The sequence below is a fragment of the Dehalobacter sp. MCB1 genome (assembly GCF_003590275.1).
In the GTDB taxonomy this organism is placed as follows: domain Bacteria; phylum Bacillota; class Desulfitobacteriia; order Desulfitobacteriales; family Syntrophobotulaceae; genus Dehalobacter.
This window is the reverse complement of record NZ_LXPC01000008.1, coordinates 92,256-113,403: the sequence shown is the minus strand read 5'-3', so window position 1 is coordinate 113,403 and position 21,148 is coordinate 92,256. Positions and strand designations below refer to the sequence as shown.

The window sequence follows — 21,148 nt, the reverse complement described above, 5'->3', positions numbered from 1 at the left end:
ATGACATAGCCTTTTTGTGCCCAAAATAAGGCCTATCTCATTATAACGAAAAAATAAAAATTATAAAATAATTTTGCTGAATTCTTTCGATTCATCAGGAACCGCGTCAGAGACGTCTATCTTGATTCTTCACTGTTCGTTTTCTCGCTGCTCTGAACCTGAGGATAAATGACCCCGAGTGCAGATTTTTCGCCTTCAATCCGCGGAGAATTGACAATATTAATATTGCTCAGCATAATGCTGGTTTCAATAACCCCATTCCCGGGACATTCCACTTTCCGGATTTCAGTCCGCGGCAGGATAAAATGGACCTCATGCGGAACTGTCGGTTCACCGATCCTGGCAACCCGAATTTTTACGCCTTCGACTTCAAGGATTACATCATCATACCGTTTCTGAGCATACCCGCTAGTAAGATAATTGCCTGGATCATTCGAATAAGTTGAACCAGCAGATCCGGAAGCACCATAACCGGAGGTCTGACGATCCGGAATATTAATGACCTGTCCGATGACCAAAGCACAGGGATCGACCCCGGGGTTTGCTTTGCCGATATCCTGCCAGCAGCACCCATTTCGGCCGGCTAAAAGGAAGAATGTATCTCCTGTCTTTATCGTATACTTTTTCAACAGCCTTACCCCTTTCTACATTTCCATATTATGGGGTTTGTGGTTGTCAGGTTACTGTTGATATGCATTAAAGACCTCTGCCATGGGCCTTTTCTTACTCAAATACGATTATCTTTCTCATAACACTTTGCTCCCCGCCCCCCTCTATTCAGAACGAATAAGAACACTCAAATGGATTTCCGCTTCCCCATCAACATAATCCAACTCCTCAATCAAAAAAGGGACCTCCTGCTGACGCTGAATCGTATTCACTGCCTGGAGTATTTTTTTCAGTTCCCCTTCTCCGTTTACCTTGATCGTGGCTTGAAAGAAATTCCCTTTTTTGATAGACGGCTGGGTGATATCCATGGCCTTAACCGAAACATTTTCGGATTTGAAGCAATGATTGATCTGTTCCAGCATCTGCGGGAAGTAGGTGCGATTCGGTATCAGCAGATTGTTCTTAGCCTCTTCCGCCAAAATGTCCTGATATTCCTGCTGGAGTAAGTGTTCTTTTGCACTGGCGGCATCTAATTGCTGAGTCAACGGTCTTACTGCCAGGACCTGGACTGCGATGACGGCCAATAGAATGATACTCGTACCCATGATCACAATTCTGCTTAAACTTAACTTATCTAAAAACCGCCACCCTGTAGTAGGCTCAGATAAGAAATTTTTCTGAAGCAAGATGTTTTTATCAGATAAAAAGCGTTTAAAAAATTGGAGGTATTTAAAAAACACATCCTTACCTCACTTCTTATTTTTTCTTTCTACACTCAGGCAGAATGAAACCGTTTGATCACGGTAACCATAATCGGTCAGCTCCGGTTCCCTCCAGCCTTCTTCCGTCAAGAGTCCGATTAACTTTGTAATATTGAGATTATCAGAACACTCCGCATATAGGTATAGCGTATTCTGCCGATAACTCAGACGATTCAAACGTATACTGGTGTCAAGGCTGGCTAAAGACTTCTGAATCATTGTCAAATCTCCAAATGTATCACTGCGGTTCCGTTTCCATTCCGACCAAATCTGATTTTCACGTTCCGCGTTAATTTCATCGACCTGTCCCTGTAATGCCGCAATTTCTATCTGGTGCTCAGAAATATCGTTGAATCGTGGATAGTCGTAACAACCCATCCCGAAAATAATTCCAAAAAGAACTGTCAGGAATAACAGACATGTTTTTAATTTAGCCGGCCGCAAAAAAACGCAGCCAAAATTGCAGTTTTTCTTTTCTTTAACTCTTTGCCTGCCGGCTAATAATGCCAGGTGATGAAAATCTCTAGAACGGCTGGCCGCTGAAAATTCACTTGAAGCCAATTTCTGATCAAAGGATTCCAGTGTCCGGACACTTTCTGCTTCTCCGGAATCAAGCAGTCTATCTGCTATCTGAGAGGCTTTAGCGCTTCCATCCGTGACAATGATGTTGAAAGGAATGGTACAGTCTTTCAGCGCAGTATAAATCTGATATTTTGGAATCTCCGGCTCACTGCCCGGGATCACCCTGATCACTTCCGGCAAACCATTGCGATATTGGACGGCCTGAATATTCTGATCATCAAGTTTAAACAGGCAAAGAATTTTTTCTTCTTTTAAAGGTGCTAGTATCTCGCCAAAAGCCTGAACGGTATATTCGGCACCGCAAAGTTCATACCCCGTCTGCTGAAGACACCGGGCATAAAACTTAAGCGTAGTTTTCCTTACGCCGATGACGCTGATCCGGAGATATTCATTCTTCTTCTCATCCAATACCACGTATTCATAACAAAGTTCGCCGATTGGAACCGGAACTTCCTGTTCAAGCCAGAAATGAACTGTTTTATCTCGGTACTTCGGAACAACCCAAGGAATACAAAATTCCCTGATCAGCCCATTCTGAAAAGGAAGCAACAGATAAACAGGGACTTTTCCCTGACATTTTCGTTGCCCGAATCGTCCCTGACAGTCTTTTTGACGATATTCATCCAGAGCCATTTTAAGATTTTCTTCGGCGTCGCTGCCTTCGGACCCTGAAAAAGTCTCCCGTGGAAAGCTGGAGATGACAATCTCGGAAGCCCTGTTTCCAAGATGCTTTGAGCGATAAAAAAATCTTATTTCTTGAGCATCAATCTCCAAAATAAGCATTTCTTTCCTGCCTTCTAAACAGACGACCATAAAGTACTAGTAAGACTTTCGTCGAAAACTTTAACTTCAGCCTGAGATCCATCCGAACTCAGGTATACCATGATCAAATTTTCTGGATCCGGAAAAGTATTTCCGGTAATCTCAGCAATACCAAACCCCATTTTCCCCGTCTCGGCTTTTTGTTGCGTCACCGTTGAATCAAGTCTGGCAATATAATTAGGGATAAATCCGAGACCCGTGATCGTACCGTTTACAGCAGATAATTCGTCAATCTTGGGATATATTCCATTGTCAACCTGATACCTGTCCAGCGCTGCTTTGACTTCACGTCCTGTTGTGATATCGGCTTTCTCCCTGGCTGTTTCTGCATTCCCTACGAAACGCGGGATGACAATTGCAGCGAGAATGGCCAGAATAACGACTACCAGCATAACTTCCAGAAGGGTGAATCCTTTCTCATTTTTAACCACGCAAGACATTCCTCCCTGTGTTCTGACAAAAGTTTATTTTTTGTCCGTGCTTTATTCCATGTAAAGTTTGTTTAGCAAATAAAAATATATGTTTAATTGTACTAAGTCAATTAATCTGCGAGCTGATATCGAAAATCGGCAGGAGAACTCCTATAGCCACAAAGCCAACCATACCAGCCATGATAAACACCAAAGCAGGCTCTAAGAGCTTCGTATATTGCTGAATTTTCTCCTCCAGCTCCTTTTTGAACATCCGGGACATATACGTAAGCATCTCACTGAGTTTGCCGGATTCCTCGGCGACTTCCAGCATCTTGGCAGCTTCGGGAGGAAACAGCTTACTCATCATGATGACGGAAAACATTCTTCTTCCTTCATTGACAGCGAAGATTAATTGCGCAGTCAATTCCTGCATCAAACGATCCTTGAAAATTGTTTTGACCAAGAGCAGTGATTCCTGCAGGGAGAGTCCGGCTTCCAGCAATCTTCCCAAGACGGAACAAAATTGAATGAGGTGCCTGGTTCTGTTAATCTTACCGGTTCCAGGTATGATGAAGAAATGTCCCTTTTTATTGAACAGCCATACCGCTATTGCCAGGGCAGGGATAACAGCTGTCAAATAGGGAATACAGCCGCCCACTTTGAATATCATTTTTGTCGCCAGCGGTAATTCTGTCTCAAATCCCTGAAAAAGAGTTTCATACATCGGCAGAATCAAAATGCTAAGTGCATAGATAATGATCAAAGCTGCAACTAAAAGCAGAAGCGGATAAAACAAAGCGTTTTTAAATTTCTTTTCAAAAAAATACGCGTCCTCAAAATAATTAGCCATATCGATCAGCGCAGCCGGCAAAGTCCCGCTTCTTTCGCCGGCTTTGACCATCGTGTAAAACAGGTGTCCCGCAGAGGGTATAATACCTTGTAAACTAATATGAAGTTCGACTCCAGCCTGAAGCGACTGGCTAACCTGCTTCCACTGATTTTTATGTAAACCGGTTGTTTCCCTTTCCGCAATGACATCTAATACCGAGAGCAACGGAATGCCTGCCTCGAGCATTGTTCCAAGCTTATGTGCCATCCTCCCCCAAAACAGTTTTCTATTTCCTGTCTTGTACTTGATCCACACCGGGGTAAACAATGCCCTGCTGATCCCTACCGGATATAAATTTTGTTCCCTTAGACCGGAAACAACCCTGCTCCGGTCAGTCTCAGCCCAGTAACCTTTCCGTATATTGCTATTTTGATCAACAGCTTTCCATTTCCAGAGCAATCGTAAACCCTCTTATTATCCTAATCATTATTTTCCGCCCACAGTCTCATGATTTCTTCCAAAGAAGTTATTCCGGCAGCGACTTTCCTAAGCGCATCTTCTTTTAGTATCAGCATTCCGGATTTTTTGGAGGCCTTTTCAAGGCTGGCGGCACTGCCTTTTTGCAAAATGAGTTCCTTGATTTCCTGATTGTAGGGAAGATATTCATGAATTCCTATCCTGCCGTTGTATCCAGTCCCATGGCACTTGGAGCAGCCTACCGGTTCATAAATGGCTGATACAGCTTCTCTGTGAAAAATTTGCTTCTCTTCAGCGAAAACCGGTCTTAATTTCCGGCAATTCAGACATAGTCTCCGAACAAGTCTCTGCGCCAGTACCCCGCAAACTGCCGAAGCTACCATATAGGCATCAATATCCATATCCAATAAACGGGTAAGGGCTTCTGCTGCTGTATTGGTATGAACGGTAGATAAAACAAGGTGCCCGGTCATCGCAGCGGCTGTTGCAATTTTAGCGGTTTCTCTGTCTCTTATTTCCCCTACCATAATGACATCCGGATCCTGACGAAGAATGGATCTCAGGCCGCTTGCAAAGTCCAGGCCAATACCGGTATTGACCTGGGCCTGACTGACTCCTGGAAGCCGGTATTCAACAGGATCTTCTATAGACACAATATTGATGGTTTCAGATTGAAGCTCCCGGATCAGGGCATACAATGTGGTGGTTTTTCCGCTCCCGGTTGGGCCGGAAATAAGGACTAGCCCATGCGGCTGGCGGATAAGCTTTCGGATTTGGTACTCGATATCTTCCTGCATACCCAGTTTCTCCAGGGAAAGACCTGCGGTCTTCTTATCCAGAATCCTGGTTACGACTTTTTCTCCATAGACAGTCGGGAAAGTAGAAACTCTGACATCAATTTTCTTATCAGAAATGTCCAGCATGATTCTGCCATCCTGAGGGAGGCGTCTTTGGGTAATATCCAGACCCGACATAACTTTCAAGCGTGCAGTAACACTTCTGGACAGATTCTTTGGCAAATTTTCCTTGACCATCAACAGCCCGTCTATCCGAAATTTCACGCTGAATCCAGTTTCGATTGGTTCCCAGTGTATATCACTGGCTTTTTCAATAACAGCCTGCCTAAACAGCGAATCAACAAGGCTGACGACCGGCGTTTCCTGGGCATTGACATTTTCTTCAATCTTCCAGCTCTCTGATTCGTTTGAATTTAGAAGAGCGTGCTCCCCGGCTGATCTTTCCAAGGTAAAACATTCCCGGATTGCAATTTTGATTTCTTCAGCAGAAGCCAGGAGCGGATCAACCTGATATCCGGTAAAAAGCATTACATCATCCAACGCGGTTCTGTCTGTAGGGTCCGCCATAGCGATGATGATTCTTTGATTCTGAGCCGCAATTGGAATCAGTGTATATTTTCGGGCCAGTTCTTCCGAAACTAATTTTGCTGCTGACACATTGACAGGTCGCTCAGCAAGACTGATCATGTTAATTCCTGAGATCCGGCTTTTAAATTCTAGGATTTCCTCTTCAGCCAAATACACTGCAAGAAGTTCTTCAAGTTTTGCTCCCTGATCAAGCAGGGCAAGCTGGGCAGCTATCTCATCAGCGTTTGGTATAAGCGCCTTGTTTTCACGGGCATACACGTAAAGTTCTTTAAGTACAAAATCTTTCCAGAATCCCGGTTTGGACTGATCAATCATAACAATACCTATATCCGGCAAGCTCGAACTTCCCGTCTTCTCCCAAGACAAGCTCCCCATATCTGCATTGCTTTATCTTCTCCATTGTTGCCCTGGATGTGATCTGCGTTACGTCATTGGCGCGTATGCCTTCAATTTCAACCACCACTCCCCCGGAATCGTATTGCAGAGTCCCCTGCCAGGAAGGGTCCCGGGCGAAGACTGCTTTGGCGTATTCCAGTCCACTGTCTGCCATATAAGCGGTCTTTACTTTTTGAGCCTCATAGACAACGACACGTTCCTGCGAGCTAATCAGAATGAAAGTCTGGACCCCAATCCAGGATAAAGAAAACGTAACGAGAAGAACCAGCAAAGACACATTGCCGCTTTCCCTGTTTAATCCGAAGAATTTCTTACACGAACAGTTCTTTGCCAGTAAACGGTTTTCTCCGCCTGTGCTGCCGTCAGAGAGATTTGCCATAATCCATCCATAACCCCAGTACATTGAAATTCACAAATCTTACTTGCTACAGGATTCGGAACACCGAGATGCTCGCGGTACAAGTCCGGGACTCCGTTAAAGTCCTTGTCGGCAAGATAGTAGCTGTCTGTAACGGCCTTGCCGTTCTCAAGATAACTGATACGTAATACTTTACCTGTCCATACGACGCTTTCTGCTGTAGAAACTGCTGCGGTCACTACTTGACCCGCCCTGACAGCTGCAAAGGAAAGATCGGCGTCTGCCATCAGCTCCTTCGCCATCCGGTACTGACTTATGTACAGTTGCAAAACCATTGCAGCAACAATTCCGGTAATGACTAGGGAAACGAGAACTTCCAACAGCGTAAACCCTTTGTCGTTTTGCCATCCCGTTTTCTTTGTCAGGCCAGCCATAAGTTACTCCAACCAGCTTAGTCAAATTCTAATCTGTTATTACCATTATTTAACTTTATTACTATATTTCTACATATTTTTTTAATTTCCTGCCTGTAATATAAGTAATTTACTTATTTTCCCAAATTAATTGTTATTCTGCAATATAATGCAGATAGGTCAGGTTGTACTCTTTTTGCTCTTTCAACTCAGTCCAACTGATTTTTACAGAGATTTTAAGCAGATTCGGAGAATCCCATTCACAACAGACGGTTCTGGAAAACCGGCCGGATTCATCCTGCGCAACCCCATTCAGATAACGATCAACGGCAGAAGGATCATCTAACAGGACCGCCGTGATTTCCTCCACTGTCGAGCTGGCAAAATTGACTGCCTGCAGGGTATGATCCGTATGGCTGTTCTTGATATAAGCCGTGTTGATCAATGCCAGCATGACTGCAAATCCCAAACTAAAAATAAAGAGCCCCGTTAAAACGTCAAGCAAAACAAAACCTTTTTTCTTATCGTCCATTTCTGCGCCTCCCTAAGAAGATGGATTCGTAAATCCTACAACAATTAAAGGATCACCGCTTTGCCATCATCATCCAGCATATAATGTTTATTTGGATCAAGCGGGCAAACCGGTATTTTCTCAAGATAGGGTCCCTGCCAGTTTAGATCGGCTGAGGGGCAGGTAATCAGGTCATCCAGACTTTCCGGACGGCTGCCCGTGTCAAGACGGTATAGCTTCACGGCGTTTTCTATTTTAAGCACATTGACTTTGTGTACTTCCGATTCCGTACTGTTGATACTGCCGCTGTAACTTGGCAAAATCATACAGGCCAGGATACCCAACAAAGCAACAACCAATAATACTTCCCATAAAGTAAAACCATTTTTGCAAGCTTTAGACATACCTGTTCCTTTCTTTTCCCAATAAAAAAAAATATGTAAATTAATTACATATTTTCTACATTAACCTACTATTTCCTTTTATTTTTTGGTATCTTATGGAATCAATGTGTATTACTCGAGTCTCGGCCCGGTGTCTTTGACGAATATTCCTTGTTCAACGCTGCGTTTTATTCTTTCGATTGATCTGAATCCAGATGATCTAAATCTAAATGATAACCTTTTCCCAGGCCCTGAGGATTTCTCCATCGCTGCAATCTGCTGCAACGGCTGATTTCCCAATGCCGACAGGCAGAACAAGCACCTTATTACCGGCTTTGTTCTTCTTATCCGCAGACATGTGCCCGAGCAGTAGTGACGGATCGTGATCCTTGGCGGTTATCGGCAGGTCCATTTTTAGTAAAAGATTCAGGATTCTGTCCAGCTGTTTATCGTTGAGCAAACCTCTTTCTCTGGACAGATTCGCTGCAGCGGCAATCCCAATACTGACACCTTCGCCATGCATAACACCCTGATAGGCCTCCTCTGTCTCCAGGGCATGCCCAAAACTGTGTCCGAGGTTCAGAAGCATCCTGTTTCCTTTTTCTTTCTCATCCTCAGTGACAATCTTGACTTTGACAGCCAGAGACCGCAGGGACATTTCCTTGATGACCTTGTAGTCCAATCCTTTGATGGCTTCGGCATGTTCTTCGATGAATTCAAACAAATCCGGATCAGCAACAAGCGCGTGTTTAATGGTTTCGGCAAGCCCGTTCCGCATCTCTTCCCACGGAAGCGTCTGCAAGGTTCCAAAATCTGTCCAGACAGCCTGAGGGGCATAAAAAGATCCCAGGAGGTTTTTACCGGAAGGATGGTTCACCGCCACCTTGCCGCCGATGCTCGAATCAATCTGGGACAGCAAGGTGGTCGGAATGTGGATGTAACGCATTCCACGCATAAAAATACTTGCAAAAAATCCAGACAAATCCCCGATTACCCCTCCGCCGAGGGCCAGCACCACAGTGTCTCTGTCCGCTTTGAACTGCAGCGCCTGTTCCGTCAATTTACTGATCCTGTCAAGTGATTTCTCCTGTTCACCGTCAGGAACAATCATCAAATCGGTCTTTAAGTCCTTCATTCCGTCCAAAAGTTTATCTGCATAGTATCCGGCCACAACATCATTCGAGATAAGAAGATAATGCCCGCTCGTGCCATATGTTGTTTTCAAATGACCGCCAAGCTCGTCCAAAGCGGCTCCCAGTAACAGCGGATAACCGTGGCCTCCGCTGACATCTATTCTCTGTATCATGCTGTAATGTGTTCTCCTTTCAACAGTTCGAGGATCTCCGCCGCAACTGTTTGAACATCTTTATCCGATGTGTCAACCGTTATAGACGCCTTTCTGTAAATCACTTCCCGGTCTCTCCAGAGCTTTTCTATTTGTTCCGGCTCGCTGCTGGAAAGAAGCGGCCGATCATGATGTTTTCTTGCTCTCTGCAAAGCAGTCTCCAATGGAGCATATAGGTAAACCAATTTCCCAAGTCCGCAGAGAATATTCCAGTTTTCCGGATTCAAAACCGTTCCTCCTCCGGTGGCAATCACTGTATCGGTAAATCCGGAAATCTTATGAACCAGCAGATTTTCTTCCGACCGGAACATTGCTTCACCGTATTTTTGAAAAATTTCCGGGATTTTCAACCCTGTCACTTTTTCGATCTCACTGTCCGTATCCAGAAATCCCCAGCGGAGTTCCCTGGCCAGAAGCTTGCCGACACTGCTTTTTCCAGCAGCCATAAAGCCGATAAGTACAATATTTTGGGGTATCGAATTCAGGCTATCGGACATGAAATTTCACCTCTCTATTCCATCCTTATCCTGCCCATCACAGGCGCAACAATCACATTTTTTTCTAAATCCCCTGACGCCAGCATGACCGTCAGACCGGTGTCAGGCGTCCCTGTCGGGCGAAAAGTAAGATCAGAAGGACTATTGGCAAAGCGCACGCCATTCTGCAGGCTGACTTTGCGGATAAATTCTCCCTGTTTGAAGATCTTATATTCCCCGGTATAAACAGAAAATTTAATTTTATACCAAACATTCTCAGCCAAAGCTGTCTGCTGAACTTCCCGTAAGTCCTGAAGCAGAACTGCCGCTGAAAGGTCCAGTCTCCGTTCCTCCATTTGCAGCGGAATATGCACAAGGAAAGTAAAGGCCGCACCCGATAACAGCGCAAGCACAAGCAGGATCTCAATCAATGAGTACCCGTTTCTTCGCTTTGCTACCATTCCTATCCCCTGCATTTCTATCCTTTGTTACCTTCCAATTTCTCCTGCAAAGCTTTCCGCATAATGTCCAGCGGAGCCTTCTGCTCCAGCCAGAATTCCCAGGCAAGGATCCCCTGAAACAGCAGCATATCCAAACCATTCATGGACCGGCAGCCGCAGGCAGCGGCCTGTGCCATGAAATCTGTAACGGCCGGATGGTAAATCAGGTCAACGGCCCAAGCCGAAGGATTAAGGCCTTGAAGATCAATCGTATACGCTTCATCTTTCATGCCAATCGAGGTTGTTTGAATCAGCAAATCCACAACCTCCAGCCAGCACCCGCGAGCAAAATTACCCGAGGCTGCGTTTCCACCGAGTCTGTTTACTTGTCCGGCAAGTGTCCCAGCTTTTTCCTCACTTCTGTTCAGAATAAGCATTTTTACCTGTAAGGACGCCAGGGCTGCCGCAATGGCTTTGGCAGCCCCTCCAGCCCCTAATATGACAACTTCTTTACCCTCAAAAATAAAACCCTTACTGAGCAACGCCTGAATAAAGCCACCGCCGTCTGTGTTATGTCCATAGAGTCTTCCGTTCTGGACTTTCACTGTGTTGACGGCGCCAATACGCTGTGCCTCAGGAGTAAGGACATCCATATAAGGAATAATTTTTTCCTTCAACGGATACGTGACGTTCCAGCCGTCATAGTGGTTATTTTTGAGATATCCGATACTTTCAGCCAGTTGAATCGGCTGAACTGTGATCCTGTCGTAGGTTGCAGGCAAACCGGCAGCCTTAAATCCCGCCTCGTGCATTTTCGGAGACAGGGAATGTTCCACAGGATAGCCGATGATTGCATACTTCATGCGTATCTCGTCCCTTTAATAGACATTTAAAAATGGATAATCTGAAAACAAAGTCTTAAGCCCTCTTAAGATCTTATCGTGCGGATATACTTGGCTTTTCTGCCTGCCAGCCGTTCCATAAAACGCAGGACTTTCGTACCCGGGAATTCCTTTTGAGCAATCGGTGAAACTAATATGGTCTTAAGTCCGAGCTTGTTGCCGCCAAAAACATCCGTAAACAGCTGGTCCCCAATCACTGCGACCTCGGACTCCGGAATATCCAGGACCCGAATCCCTCTCAGAAAAGCTTTTTTATGTGGTTTCTTGGCCTTGTAAACATAAAGTATTTCCAGCACATCAGCAACAGCAGAAACCCTTTCGGGTCCTCTGTTATTGGAAACGATGCAGGATTTAATTCCTGCGTCATTCATTTTTTTAAACCAGGCGATCACGTCTTCGGTTAAAGTTCTGTCATTCCACGGCGTTATGGTGTTATCCAGATCCAGGATCAAACCCTTGATGCCATTTGCCTGCAGATCCTCTGCCTGGATATCCTGCAGCATCTCATATTGAAAATCCGGTCGTAAGATTCCGCGCATACCGGTTCCTCTGCTTTCCAATTATTATTACCAAATAATTATATATCAGCTCAATATCTAAGAGCAACCTGTTTCTGGCAAGTTTGAGGCAAGTTGTACCAGTTTCGTACTATTTCACCCGGTGGTCCTTCATTTCCTCCATCAGTTTCTCCACCGCTTTTTTCTCTATCCGTGAGACGTAAGACCTGGAGATTCCCAGCAGTTTACCTATCTCTCTCTGCGTCTTTTTGGGTGTGTTCATCAGGCCGAAACGAAGTTTAATTACCGTTTGTTCCCTTCCTGTCAAACATTTGAGTTTTTCCAGGACCACCCTTTGTTCAAATTGACTTTCCACCTGATCCGAAATTGCATCCGGATCTGTACCCAGGACATCAATAAGATTAATCGCGTTTCCTTCTTTATCCGTACCAATTGGGTCATAAATGGACACTTCCCCGCGGGATTTTTTTAGGGAGCGCAAATACATCAAAATCTCATTTTCGATGCAGCGTGCCGCATAGGTGGCGAGTCTGGTTCCCTTTTCCGTGTTAAACGTATTGATGCCCTTAATTAAACCGATGGTCCCGATCGAAATTAGATCGTCACTGTCCGCTCCGGTTCCGTCATATTTTTTTACAAGATGCGCGACCAGCCTCAGATTATGCTCAATCAGTTTATTTCGCGCGTTTTCTGCGACAAGTTCATTGGAAAAATTCTCGGCATTTTTGTAGTCCGCCAGGATACTCAGATATTCAGCTTCCTCCCTTTCTCCTAACGGCTGGGGGAACGCATTATTATTAATATACGATACCAGCAGGGTAACGCCCTTAATCACCGATAAGGCAAGCCCGACAAGAAAAGCTTCAGCAATCATTAACCCTTCAACTCCTTACGCATGCTCTTTTAATAACTATGCGTAAAGCAGAAGAATACTGCTTATCCTGACTCGGAAATTTTTCATTTAAACAAATCAGAAAGACTGCACTTGCCTCTGTAACAAAGGAAGGCGGTGTCGCAAAACGATAAGTTCGGCGGCACCGCCTTCTTCTATCGGAATATTAAAGGCCAACTCAGGTATATGGATTGAGCAACTACCTCTGGGAGGTATAACGAATAAAGCCTTGAAGGTAGGGCTTTGCAATGTCTAATCTTAGGTCTTTGTAAGAGATATTCTTTGGGGATTAACGTGTTTTTTTCCATCAATTCCAGGCCATTTTTAGCTGATGAAGTAGCTTTCCGATGCGTTCATTTTGTATCTTCGCATGAAGCTTGTTGACGTTATATCCAATACACAGCAAAACTAATTGATACCCGTCGCGATATTCGGTATACTTTTTAGCGTATGATTTATTTAGTAGCATATCTAAATTATACAGTATTTGCGGGCTCTTCGAGCCCGCATTTGCCGAACTCTATAAATTCTCTAATGGCTCCAAATAATCGTTTATTCTTTGTATCCGTAAGCAATGATCCTAATCCTGGCTGCAGCCGTATCCTCTTCGCCTTCATTTACCTGGATGCTGTCCAGCGCCAGATTATACTGACTTACCTTGCGAAGCCGTTCCACAAAAGCATAGATTTTGGCGGTTGGCCCCGTACAGGAGAAATTCATAGCCAGAGAAGAATAACTGCCTTCATCTTTCATCTCTTCAAAAGTCAGATTCTGAGAATTGATCCCGCTGTCTTTGGCCAGATTGAAAATAAAGACCATCATATCCGGTTTGACCAGGTTTTTCGGAACGGTCAGATCCAGTTCAGCAGCTTGAGCTGTTAAATCCGTCTGTTCCTGTTTCAGCCCGGACAAATTGATGTAATTGTTCTGCAACGTTACCAGATAAGCCTCGCGTTCGCGGAGTTGATCTGAATTCTCCTGCAGCACTCCACACTGACCAGCCAGCAGATAGAGATAACCTATTCCGAACAGAATGATCAGGCCTGTTATTAAAATGCCATTTTTCTTCATACGCATCGTTTCTATTTCTCCTACGGTTTCAGTTTCAGAGCGAGATTTAACGTCTGTCCCCTGTCATTCAATGAAATCGTTTGGATATCAAAACTTTCAAACCTACCGGAACCAATGAAAATATTTTCTAAACTGCGGATATTTACTGATTTAGGCAGGATCAGCTGCAATTGGACCCTATTATCCACCTGAAGCAAAAAAGAAGTGACCTGCGCGTCTCCCGGCAGAAGTCCGCCTATTTGACTCCTTATAACTGCCGGATTGCCGATTGATCCCCTAGCCCCAAGCTCCAGAAAGCTACGCTGATCAGTGATCAGGGAACGGAGCCTGTCGTTTTCTGCCATGAAAGCAGCAACTTCATTGTAGGACTGAATGCCGGCTTCAATCCTGTCTGAATCCAAGGCCAGTTTTTGCTGCCAAACCCACGGGGAGGCTAGAATGATCACAGCAAAAACAACGGCGATGATGATAACAACGACGCTAAGCTTTTTTCGAACAGGCTGTTTTCCGCTGCCGGATTCAATTTCCCAGCGCAGCGCAAAATTAAACTGTGTTCTTTCGTTCATTTGCCCCTCCAGTTAGTGGATATCTTCACGTAAGGCGAGCCCATACAGACTGCCATACTTCTGCCAGTTTTCCGCTAGGCTTGTATCTCCGTCCGCCTTAAACAGCGGCATCCAGTTATTTGGAAAACCCGTTTCAGTGTTGATCCGCAAACTTTTTCGGAAATATTCTTCCAGTCCCGGCCAGAGGCTGTACTCCCCGGTCAGATAGATTGTCCCTACCGAATTTCCGGCATGGCGGTCGGAATAGAAGTTCAATAGCTTGGATAATGCGGATATGATCGGGCTTAAATCTAATTTACCGGAAATATCGGAAAGTTCCTTCGGCGAACTGTACATACTAAGGTCAGCTTTTTTATCAGCTTTAGCGGCCATCTCTTTTTCTAAATCCTGATATGTGGACGAGATAGGTAATTCCTCTTCCAATAATTCGTAAGGCACAAATAGATCTTCCAGGACAAACTCATCTTTTTCTTTGACCGATTTGACGGATTCCAGCTGGGAATAATAGAATTCCGCAGCTTCTAATTCCTCCAGAGATAATGTTTCTTGATGATTCCGCAGGTTTTGGACCCTATAAAAATCGAGCTGCGGATAATCGTTATCTTTGGTCTCCAACCCAATTAATTCATCTAACAGATCAGAAGGTTCCTGGCCTGTTGATTGTGGCAAGTCTTCGGGAAAAACATGTTTTTCGGTATTGCCTGTTCTACTCGCATTTTGATTTCTTTCATCCGTATTGAGAGTTTCTTCTGCCTTAACGGTTTTCTCGTCCGTATTAACTTTTAAATCGGTATACAAAAAGAAGCTGCCATTTTCCAGCAGTACAAACTCAATCAGCCCCGGATTTAAGGAGACAATCGCGAAATCGTTGCTGTTTTGTCCTTGTTCCGTATTCCCCTGGGGAGCATGAGCAGGCATTCTTTCTGCCAAGAAAGAATAAATTCTGGCTAGGCAATCCGCAGTAAGATCCACCGTCTTGGGTTCAATCCCAAGATCCCGGCAGAATGACTGAACCTGCTTCATTTTTTCGGCCGGGAAAGCTGCCAGGAGGACTTTTAACATGGGTACCCCGTTTTCCTGATATTTTTTCAGGATGCGATAATCCACAATATAATGATCGGTATACCGTTCAAGATATTCATCCATATCTCCGGCAATAAATTTTTCGAGTTCCTGATCCGCCATATTCGGCAGTGTAATAATGGTCGTAATTAATCCTTGACCCGAAACGGCAATTTTTAGTTTATGGAGCGGTATCCGCTGGTATTGAAGCCAGTTCTTCAGCCCCGAAACATCATAACCGGTCGGCACGGCATAGCCAATATTTTTACCGCCCGGTTCCTTGTATGATGCTTGCATATGTATCTCAATTTCTTTAGATTTTCCGACAGCAATTGTGGCTATTGACAATTCATTTTCACCGATGACAGCCAGCCAGTGTTTTTTCATGCGGAAAGTCTCTCCTACTCTTCTCGTATCACCCATAACACTATAATAGTATAGGATTTTTCTCAGAACAACAAGATTCTGGCAGAATATCCAATTTTAATTCAAGGAATCTCAAATGCCAGTTAGGATAAAATCTCCATTTGCAAAGGAAGTGCCGAGAGTATTTTTTCTAATTCCGGCCAGCAGTACCTGGTCGTTTGGATCATTACTTCACCTTTGGCTTTATCGGTTGTTGTGACCACCCCCAGGTGACCAAGTCCCTCGACATATTTGGCCAAAAGCTGAATATCTGAACGGGGGATCCTTGCTTTGACCAGCAGATCAGAACTTTCCCAGCTGCTATGGGATTCTTCATCAATTGATTTTACTTTTAAATTTTCAATATTCCCGTCTTTTTTCATTTGGTCTTTCTCCCGTGTCCTTACCCGATGTTTTTATTCTTTGTTGTTATCTCAGGTTGTTCTTCCCAGGGTAATCAAGCTTGCATGAATGATTTGGGCAGGGAATTTGTGAACGTTGTACTTGTCAGCCCTGATATTGTGATCATGAACCTAACGGGCAGGAACTACTTTGCGCAGGATACTGAAAGGTTTCAACGGTGCGGGAGCCGCAATCTTCAGTTTTTGCTGCGGATGCCTCGCCACATCGGTCTTCTCCCCATCCAAGCTCCAGAGGCCGTTCACTTTAAATGTCCACGGTTCTCCTTCCGGAGCAAGCACCTCAAGCTCATCGCCTAGCCGGAAATGATTACGCTGCTCTATCCAACAGCCGCATTCGTTTCCCTTCCCGATTGCCGCGCATTCCTCTTGTTCCAGCACTCTTCCGACAAAACTGTATTCGCGGATATAATTGGAAGTTTCAATGTTATGCGCTTCAGCCCCCGGCTTTCCAAAAAGGAATCCGGTTGAATAGTCACGGTGGCTCACCTTGTCCATTTCGGCAAGCCAGGAAGGAATCTTTTCCCTGAATTTTGTTTCTCCTTGTTCCCACAAGACGTCCAAAGCTTCACGATATACTTTGACCGTGCTGGCTACATAATAGGCGCTTTTCATTCTGCCTTCTATCTTATAGCTTGCCAGATTTAAATCTTTCAATAAAGGCAAGTTGGGCAGAAGGCAAAGATCATGGGAGTTAAATATATAGCTTCCCCTGACATCTTCCTCCAGCGGAAAATACTGTCCGGGCCTTTTCTCTTCGACCAGCGCGTAGCCCCAGCGGCAGGGATGGGTGCATTCTCCGTGGTTAGCATCACGACCGGTAAGGTAATTGCTCAGAAGGCAGCGTCCCGAGTACGACATACACATGGCGCCATGGACAAAGATTTCTAATTCGCCTTGGGCTTGGGGACAGAGGGTTTTTAGTTCTTCCAGTGTAAGTTCCCTCGCAAGTACGGCTCTGCGCACACCCTGGGAAAACCAGAAGTTGGCACCGGCTGCATTCGTACAATTGGCCTGTGTACTCAAATGGACGGACAGATCCGGCGTTTCCCTCCGGGCCAGGGACAGTATCCCGGGATCAGAGACGATGATCCCGTCAATTTCAAACTCTGTTAATCTGATCAGATAATCCTTAAGTCCGGCGAAATCCTGCTCATGCGCAAAAATGTTGACGGCAATATAGATCTTCCGGCCAAGTCTATGCGCATATTCGGCCCCCAACTTAAGTTCATCATCATTCAGATTCCCGGCATAAGCCCGCAAACCAAACGAAGCCCCCCCTGCGTATACTGCATCAGCCCCGTACGCATAGGCAAACTTTAACTTTTCAAAATCTCCGGCAGGTGCCAGGAGTTCCGGTTTTTTCATCAGTTACTCCCTGCATTATTTTTAAACTTAAACAATTGATCATCACGTTTTATCAAAATTTTTATTGATAGATGCTTACATTTTTTAAATGTTCCTCATAGGTAACAGCAAAAGCATGTGACCCGTCATTTTTGGCGACAAAGAAGAAATAGTCGGTATCTTTCGGGTAAAGTGCGGCCTGTAAAGAAGCATGACCCGGGTTCGCAATCGGTCCGGGAGGCAGCCCGGTATTCCGGTACGTATTATACGGAGAATCGATCTGGGTATCCGCAATAGTCAGCACCGGTTTGACTTCCCCCAAGATATACTGAATCGTTGCGCAGGATTCCAGCGGCATGTCAATTTTCAGACGATTTTCAAAAACACCTGCAATCAACGGTCTTTCTTCTGCTTTCTTCGCTTCTTTCTCGACGAGGGAAGCTTTGATGAGCCACTCAAAAACAGACATATTCCGTTCAGCCAGGCGGTTCGTGGTCTCAGCTGTCAGCTCCTGTTTAAAACGCTGCAAAAATCGTTCAATGGTTTCTGAGGGCGTAGCCTTTTTATCAAAGAAATACGTGTCGGGAAACAGAAAGCCTTCCAGCCGGTTTTCACCCGAAGGGATATCTGCCAAAAAGCTGTAATTATCCTGATCAAATCGTTCCATAGCGTCATAAAATTCATTCTTCGTTCCCAAGCTATTCTCGACGAGCTTATCGACAATCTGGGCAACCGTATATCCTTCCGGAATCGTAATCCGGACAACTTCCGGTTCCGGTCCTTTCATCAGCGTATCCAGGATCTCCCTGGAGCTCATGGAAGGTGAAAGATAGTATAATCCTGCAACCAGCTTGGAATCAGCTTTGTTAATCCGGCATAACTGGCGGAACACACTTGCCTGGCGAATTAAATGGTCAGTTTCAAGCTTGGCCGCAACTTCAGAGGCATTCATGCCAGGCTCCAGAACAAAAGCAACTTTATCGGAAGAATCGGAGACCGGCTTTAAATTCCCTGACCACCATGTTCCGCCGGCCAACAGCACAAGCAGCACGACCAAAATAATGCCAATCGTATAGATTTTTTTTCTTACAGGAGCCTTTCGGCGTTTTCTCCTCACTTTACCTCTCTCTTTCCTAATCCAAGAATTTGGATGACTAAAATAATGATCCATTGAATGACAAACCTGCTATGTGCTATTATACCTTTTTTTTCGTCAATAAGAAACTCACGCTTTCCAGCGTGAGCTTCTAAATCATTTATGACTTCTAAGAACAAATTTTCTGCTTATTCTTCGTCAAATTCATCTTCCATTTCTTCCCAGGCATCGGCAACTTTTTCCCATTCCTCATCGTCTTCGATATCCATGAGCATGTCTTCACCGTTTTCATCTTTGCCAAGCTTCAGAATAATGGCTTCGGCTTCTTCTTCGTCTTCTTCTGTTTCTTCAACAGGAAGAAGCACAAAATACGTACTGCCTTCAACTTCGAGGGTGGCAAGATGCATGAATTCGTTTTCATTTCCTTCGTCATCATTTAAGACAATGACATCAAAAACCTCTTCATCATCAAGATCATCTTGCTTATTAATTTCATCGGACATATGTATCACCTCTTCAAATCAGATATTGTAATTCTACCTTGGCAGGAAAAGAAAGTCAAATGATATCTCAATTTCCGTTCACTTGCTGTTGAGATATCCCTGGAGAATGAATACTGCCGCCATCTTATCAATGACTTTTTTCCTCTTTGCTCTGGACAGATCTGCCTCCAGCAAGGCCCTTTGGGCTCCGATGGTGCTCAGCCGTTCGTCCCACAACTTCACCGGCAGTAAATATTCTTCACGAAGCTCTTCGGCAAAAACCTCCGTCAGCTTCGCTCTTTCACCGAGTGTCCCATTCATATTCTTCGGATATCCCAGGACAATTTCATCCACCTCGTACTCCCGGATCAGGCGGGCTAATTCTTCCCGGTCTTTCTCTTTTCCGGTTCTTCTTATGACTTCCACTCCCTGGGCAGTAATACCCAGCGGATCGCTCATCGCGACGCCAATCGTCTTTTCACCAAGATCCAGCCCCATTATCCTCATTCATGCACCTCAGCAACTGCCTGACCACGTAGGGTCTACGCCCGGTCCTGCTCGTCATCGTTGTTTAATGGAATAGAGTCGTTCATTACACCCTGCGAATTGTGACTTCCGCAATTCTTACATAACCATTCTTCGCCATCATACAGGAATTCAGTAATTTCGCCGCACTCAATGCAATACTCCTGAACTTTCTTTTTCATAACAGCGTCCCCCTGTCTGTACATTTTGGCATCACTATTCGATTACTTTCAGATGTACGTCCCTTATCCTAATTATATACCTTAACATTTTTCTCCGCTATTATTATCCCGATTTACGGAAAATATTATTTAAATTTTTTTCATATAATCTTCAAACAGAAATGCGGGCAATATCTGCCGCAGTATCCGCACAAAACACATCTTTCCGGCTGCAGGCAAGCCTGTCCGTCGTTTAGATAAAGCGCATTTTGTGGGCAGCCGCCGACGCATTTTCCACAGCCCTGACACCAGTCGGCAATGTACAGTTTTTTCTCCCGATGTAGAACCGCTTGACGCAATTCATCGGATATAGGTTCCTCGTTCAGCAGTGCTAGGTTATAATCTACTTCCGGAATTGATGACATACCTAAAGCCATCGCCTGAATTCCGCGAATACTCCGGATAAAATTCACGGCTCTGTCCGGTTCAGCCGCCAAGTGTCCACCACCAAAAACCTTCATCGCATAGATCCCAATACCCAATTCAGCCGCAAACGCAATAGCTTCCAGCATCTCCTCAAGACTTCCGTCGATAATGCCGAGGCCCTGGTAATTAATGAGCGGGTGAATCACGTCAAGACCCGGCTGAAGAGCCCCTGCTCTCACCCCTTGGACCGCGTGTGTCGAGATTCCGATCATCCCGACCTGACCCCTGGCCTTTGCCCCAAGCAGTCCTTCCCAGGCCCCGGCATGTCCTTTGAGTGTTAGATGGCTTTCCTGCTCATGAAGCAGAAAAATATCAATAGAATCCCTGCCCAGTTCCTTTCTGGCTTTCTCTAGACTCGCATCCAGCTCCTGATGCGTCACCGCATAAGATTTAGATACAACTTTCATCTCAGGATTCTTGGCCAGAACAGGTTTTAACTGACTATAGTTTTCATAGAGTTCTGCCGTATCGACCCAGTCTATCCCCTTTGAAAGCGCATATTGAAGGATCTCTCTTCCCTGCTCTTCGCTCACCCTGCCCTGAAGCGAAGAAATCGCGAGGCTGCCAAAACATATTTTCGATACCGTCGGGCCCTTTAGCCCTAATTTGACCTTCAGCAAATGTCCATCCTCCAAAACGAAACCCCCACGTACTGTGAGGGCAGCTAATCAAACGCAACGCAAAAACAAGAACCATTCGTGTTAGATTCAAAAAATTAAAACGTAAGAAAATCTTTTTTATAAATCACGCAAATAGAATTTTACCAGTTCCTCCAGCAATTCATAACGTTCCAGCTTGCGGATTTTGGTTCTGGCCTGATTATGACTGGTAATATAGACAGGATCTCCGGACATCAAGTAGCCCACCAACTGATTGATCGGATCATATCCTTTCTCCTGCAGTGCAGCATAAACCTGTTGCAATATTTCCCGCGGTGAATTGTCACCTGGATGGGATTTGAACATCATGGTTTCTTCCATCTTACTCAAGGTTTATACCTCCTTTCTTTCACCAGT

General features: G+C 44.9%; 27 protein-coding genes. All 27 read right to left on the bottom strand.

Annotated features, from left to right (window positions below; genetic code table 11):
* Positions 1-116 precede the first annotated feature (116 nt).
* The 27 genes from A7K50_RS04860 to A7K50_RS04735 all read right to left on the bottom strand — a co-directional run bounded on the left by A7K50_RS04860 (position 117) and on the right by A7K50_RS04735 (position 21,121).
* Complete coding sequence (locus A7K50_RS04860) at positions 117-629, bottom strand: LysM domain-containing protein (RefSeq protein ID WP_119774849.1); 513 nt, start codon at positions 627-629, stop codon at positions 117-119.
* A 144-nt stretch (positions 630-773) separates the two neighbouring features.
* Entirely contained in the window at positions 774-1,295 is a 522-nt protein-coding gene (locus tag A7K50_RS04855) for a hypothetical protein (protein ID WP_243103649.1), read from the bottom strand.
* 63 nt (positions 1,296-1,358) lie between these two features.
* Positions 1,359-2,735 carry a hypothetical protein gene (locus A7K50_RS04850; RefSeq protein ID WP_119774848.1) on the bottom strand — a complete coding sequence of 459 codons (1,377 nt, stop codon included), beginning with the start codon at positions 2,733-2,735 and terminating at the stop codon, positions 1,359-1,361.
* Between the two features lie 14 nt (positions 2,736-2,749).
* On the bottom strand, positions 2,750-3,205 hold the full coding sequence (locus A7K50_RS04845) for a prepilin-type N-terminal cleavage/methylation domain-containing protein (RefSeq protein ID WP_119774847.1): 456 nt from the start codon (positions 3,203-3,205) through the stop codon (positions 2,750-2,752).
* A 106-nt stretch (positions 3,206-3,311) separates the two neighbouring features.
* Positions 3,312-4,475: a type II secretion system F family protein gene (locus tag A7K50_RS04840; protein WP_199698227.1), complete on the bottom strand. Its 1,164-nt coding sequence runs from the start codon at positions 4,473-4,475 to the stop codon at positions 3,312-3,314.
* 20 nt (positions 4,476-4,495) lie between these two features.
* On the bottom strand, positions 4,496-6,214 hold the full coding sequence (locus A7K50_RS04835; protein ID WP_243103648.1) for a GspE/PulE family protein: 1,719 nt from the start codon (positions 6,212-6,214) through the stop codon (positions 4,496-4,498).
* A complete protein-coding gene (locus A7K50_RS04830; protein ID WP_243103647.1) occupies positions 6,186-6,551 on the bottom strand; it encodes a hypothetical protein in 366 nt (121 codons plus the stop codon). Before A7K50_RS04830 ends, A7K50_RS04835 begins: the two co-directional genes overlap by 29 nt.
* Before the next feature lie 17 nt (positions 6,552-6,568).
* Entirely contained in the window at positions 6,569-7,066 is a 498-nt protein-coding gene (locus A7K50_RS04825; protein WP_119774846.1) for a prepilin-type N-terminal cleavage/methylation domain-containing protein, read from the bottom strand.
* A 133-nt stretch (positions 7,067-7,199) separates the two neighbouring features.
* Complete coding sequence (locus A7K50_RS04820; RefSeq protein WP_119774845.1) at positions 7,200-7,577, bottom strand: hypothetical protein; 378 nt, start codon at positions 7,575-7,577, stop codon at positions 7,200-7,202.
* 44 nt (positions 7,578-7,621) lie between these two features.
* The gene (locus A7K50_RS04815; protein ID WP_119774844.1) at positions 7,622-7,960 is read right to left on the bottom strand and encodes a type II secretion system protein GspG; all 339 of its coding nucleotides are present in this window, start codon (positions 7,958-7,960) and stop codon (positions 7,622-7,624) included.
* A gap of 205 nt (positions 7,961-8,165) precedes the next feature.
* Complete coding sequence (aroB, locus tag A7K50_RS04810; protein ID WP_119774843.1) at positions 8,166-9,245, bottom strand: 3-dehydroquinate synthase; 1,080 nt, start codon at positions 9,243-9,245, stop codon at positions 8,166-8,168.
* A complete protein-coding gene (locus A7K50_RS04805) occupies positions 9,242-9,781 on the bottom strand; it encodes a shikimate kinase (RefSeq protein WP_119774842.1) in 540 nt (179 codons plus the stop codon). Before A7K50_RS04805 ends, aroB begins: the two co-directional genes overlap by 4 nt.
* A 14-nt stretch (positions 9,782-9,795) precedes the next feature.
* The gene (locus tag A7K50_RS04800; protein WP_243103646.1) at positions 9,796-10,221 is read right to left on the bottom strand and encodes a type II secretion system protein; all 426 of its coding nucleotides are present in this window, start codon (positions 10,219-10,221) and stop codon (positions 9,796-9,798) included.
* Between the two features lie 17 nt (positions 10,222-10,238).
* Positions 10,239-11,063, bottom strand: coding sequence for a shikimate dehydrogenase (gene aroE, locus A7K50_RS04795; protein WP_119774840.1), 825 nt, complete (start codon positions 11,061-11,063; stop codon positions 10,239-10,241).
* A gap of 65 nt (positions 11,064-11,128) precedes the next feature.
* Complete coding sequence (locus A7K50_RS04790) at positions 11,129-11,641, bottom strand: YqeG family HAD IIIA-type phosphatase (protein ID WP_020491674.1); 513 nt, start codon at positions 11,639-11,641, stop codon at positions 11,129-11,131.
* A gap of 109 nt (positions 11,642-11,750) precedes the next feature.
* Complete coding sequence (sigK, locus tag A7K50_RS04785) at positions 11,751-12,494, bottom strand: RNA polymerase sporulation sigma factor SigK (protein ID WP_119774839.1); 744 nt, start codon at positions 12,492-12,494, stop codon at positions 11,751-11,753.
* A gap of 570 nt (positions 12,495-13,064) precedes the next feature.
* Positions 13,065-13,589, bottom strand: a complete 525-nt coding sequence (gene pilO / locus A7K50_RS04780; RefSeq protein ID WP_119774838.1) for a type 4a pilus biogenesis protein PilO — start codon at positions 13,587-13,589, stop codon at positions 13,065-13,067.
* Between the two features lie 14 nt (positions 13,590-13,603).
* Positions 13,604-14,149: a hypothetical protein gene (locus A7K50_RS04775; RefSeq protein ID WP_119774837.1), complete on the bottom strand. Its 546-nt coding sequence runs from the start codon at positions 14,147-14,149 to the stop codon at positions 13,604-13,606.
* 12 nt (positions 14,150-14,161) lie between these two features.
* Positions 14,162-15,598, bottom strand: a complete 1,437-nt coding sequence (gene pilM / locus A7K50_RS04770; protein WP_119774836.1) for a pilus assembly protein PilM — start codon at positions 15,596-15,598, stop codon at positions 14,162-14,164.
* 122 nt (positions 15,599-15,720) lie between these two features.
* A complete protein-coding gene (locus tag A7K50_RS04765; protein WP_119774835.1) occupies positions 15,721-15,999 on the bottom strand; it encodes a DUF4911 domain-containing protein in 279 nt (92 codons plus the stop codon).
* A 150-nt stretch (positions 16,000-16,149) separates the two neighbouring features.
* Positions 16,150-17,403, bottom strand: a complete 1,254-nt coding sequence (locus tag A7K50_RS04760) for a U32 family peptidase (RefSeq protein WP_119774834.1) — start codon at positions 17,401-17,403, stop codon at positions 16,150-16,152.
* Between the two features lie 61 nt (positions 17,404-17,464).
* Positions 17,465-18,499, bottom strand: a complete 1,035-nt coding sequence (gene mltG / locus A7K50_RS04755; RefSeq protein WP_119774833.1) for an endolytic transglycosylase MltG — start codon at positions 18,497-18,499, stop codon at positions 17,465-17,467.
* A 167-nt stretch (positions 18,500-18,666) separates the two neighbouring features.
* Positions 18,667-18,981 carry a DUF1292 domain-containing protein gene (locus tag A7K50_RS04750; RefSeq protein WP_015042479.1) on the bottom strand — a complete coding sequence of 105 codons (315 nt, stop codon included), beginning with the start codon at positions 18,979-18,981 and terminating at the stop codon, positions 18,667-18,669.
* Between the two features lie 78 nt (positions 18,982-19,059).
* Complete coding sequence (gene ruvX / locus A7K50_RS04745; protein WP_020491682.1) at positions 19,060-19,467, bottom strand: Holliday junction resolvase RuvX; 408 nt, start codon at positions 19,465-19,467, stop codon at positions 19,060-19,062.
* A 35-nt stretch (positions 19,468-19,502) separates the two neighbouring features.
* Positions 19,503-19,667 (bottom strand): hypothetical protein, encoded by a 165-nt coding sequence (locus A7K50_RS14150; protein ID WP_015042477.1) that lies wholly within the window; start codon positions 19,665-19,667, stop codon positions 19,503-19,505.
* Positions 19,668-19,807: 140 nt separating this feature from the next.
* Entirely contained in the window at positions 19,808-20,767 is a 960-nt protein-coding gene (locus A7K50_RS04740; RefSeq protein ID WP_119774832.1) for an aldo/keto reductase, read from the bottom strand.
* 102 nt (positions 20,768-20,869) lie between these two features.
* Complete coding sequence (locus A7K50_RS04735; protein WP_015042474.1) at positions 20,870-21,121, bottom strand: IreB family regulatory phosphoprotein; 252 nt, start codon at positions 21,119-21,121, stop codon at positions 20,870-20,872.
* Positions 21,122-21,148: the final 27 nt, after the last annotated feature.

Excerpts from the sequence above, each read along its gene's own strand:
- A7K50_RS04850 (WP_119774848.1), bottom strand. The coding sequence starts at position 2,735 with ATGCTTATTTTGGAGATTGATGCTCAAGAAATAAGATTTTTTTATCGC.
- A7K50_RS04825 (WP_119774846.1), bottom strand. The coding sequence starts at position 7,066 with ATGGCTGGCCTGACAAAGAAAACGGGATGGCAAAACGACAAAGGGTTT.
- A7K50_RS04820 (WP_119774845.1), bottom strand. The coding sequence starts at position 7,577 with ATGGACGATAAGAAAAAAGGTTTTGTTTTGCTTGACGTTTTAACGGGG.
- A7K50_RS04815 (WP_119774844.1), bottom strand. The coding sequence starts at position 7,960 with ATGTCTAAAGCTTGCAAAAATGGTTTTACTTTATGGGAAGTATTATTG.
- aroB (WP_119774843.1), bottom strand. The coding sequence starts at position 9,245 with ATGATACAGAGAATAGATGTCAGCGGAGGCCACGGTTATCCGCTGTTA.
- A7K50_RS04805 (WP_119774842.1), bottom strand. The coding sequence starts at position 9,781 with ATGTCCGATAGCCTGAATTCGATACCCCAAAATATTGTACTTATCGGC.
- A7K50_RS04800 (WP_243103646.1), bottom strand. The coding sequence starts at position 10,221 with ATGGTAGCAAAGCGAAGAAACGGGTACTCATTGATTGAGATCCTGCTT.
- aroE (WP_119774840.1), bottom strand. The coding sequence starts at position 11,063 with ATGAAGTATGCAATCATCGGCTATCCTGTGGAACATTCCCTGTCTCCG.
- A7K50_RS04790 (WP_020491674.1), bottom strand. The coding sequence starts at position 11,641 with ATGCGCGGAATCTTACGACCGGATTTTCAATATGAGATGCTGCAGGAT.
- sigK (WP_119774839.1), bottom strand. The coding sequence starts at position 12,494 with ATGATTGCTGAAGCTTTTCTTGTCGGGCTTGCCTTATCGGTGATTAAG.
- pilO (WP_119774838.1), bottom strand. The coding sequence starts at position 13,589 with ATGCGTATGAAGAAAAATGGCATTTTAATAACAGGCCTGATCATTCTG.
- A7K50_RS04775 (WP_119774837.1), bottom strand. The coding sequence starts at position 14,149 with ATGAACGAAAGAACACAGTTTAATTTTGCGCTGCGCTGGGAAATTGAA.
- pilM (WP_119774836.1), bottom strand. The coding sequence starts at position 15,598 with ATGAAAAAACACTGGCTGGCTGTCATCGGTGAAAATGAATTGTCAATA.
- A7K50_RS04765 (WP_119774835.1), bottom strand. The coding sequence starts at position 15,999 with ATGAAAAAAGACGGGAATATTGAAAATTTAAAAGTAAAATCAATTGAT.
- A7K50_RS04760 (WP_119774834.1), bottom strand. The coding sequence starts at position 17,403 with ATGAAAAAACCGGAACTCCTGGCACCTGCCGGAGATTTTGAAAAGTTA.
- A7K50_RS04750 (WP_015042479.1), bottom strand. The coding sequence starts at position 18,981 with ATGTCCGATGAAATTAATAAGCAAGATGATCTTGATGATGAAGAGGTT.
- ruvX (WP_020491682.1), bottom strand. The coding sequence starts at position 19,467 with ATGAGGATAATGGGGCTGGATCTTGGTGAAAAGACGATTGGCGTCGCG.
- A7K50_RS14150 (WP_015042477.1), bottom strand. The coding sequence starts at position 19,667 with ATGAAAAAGAAAGTTCAGGAGTATTGCATTGAGTGCGGCGAAATTACT.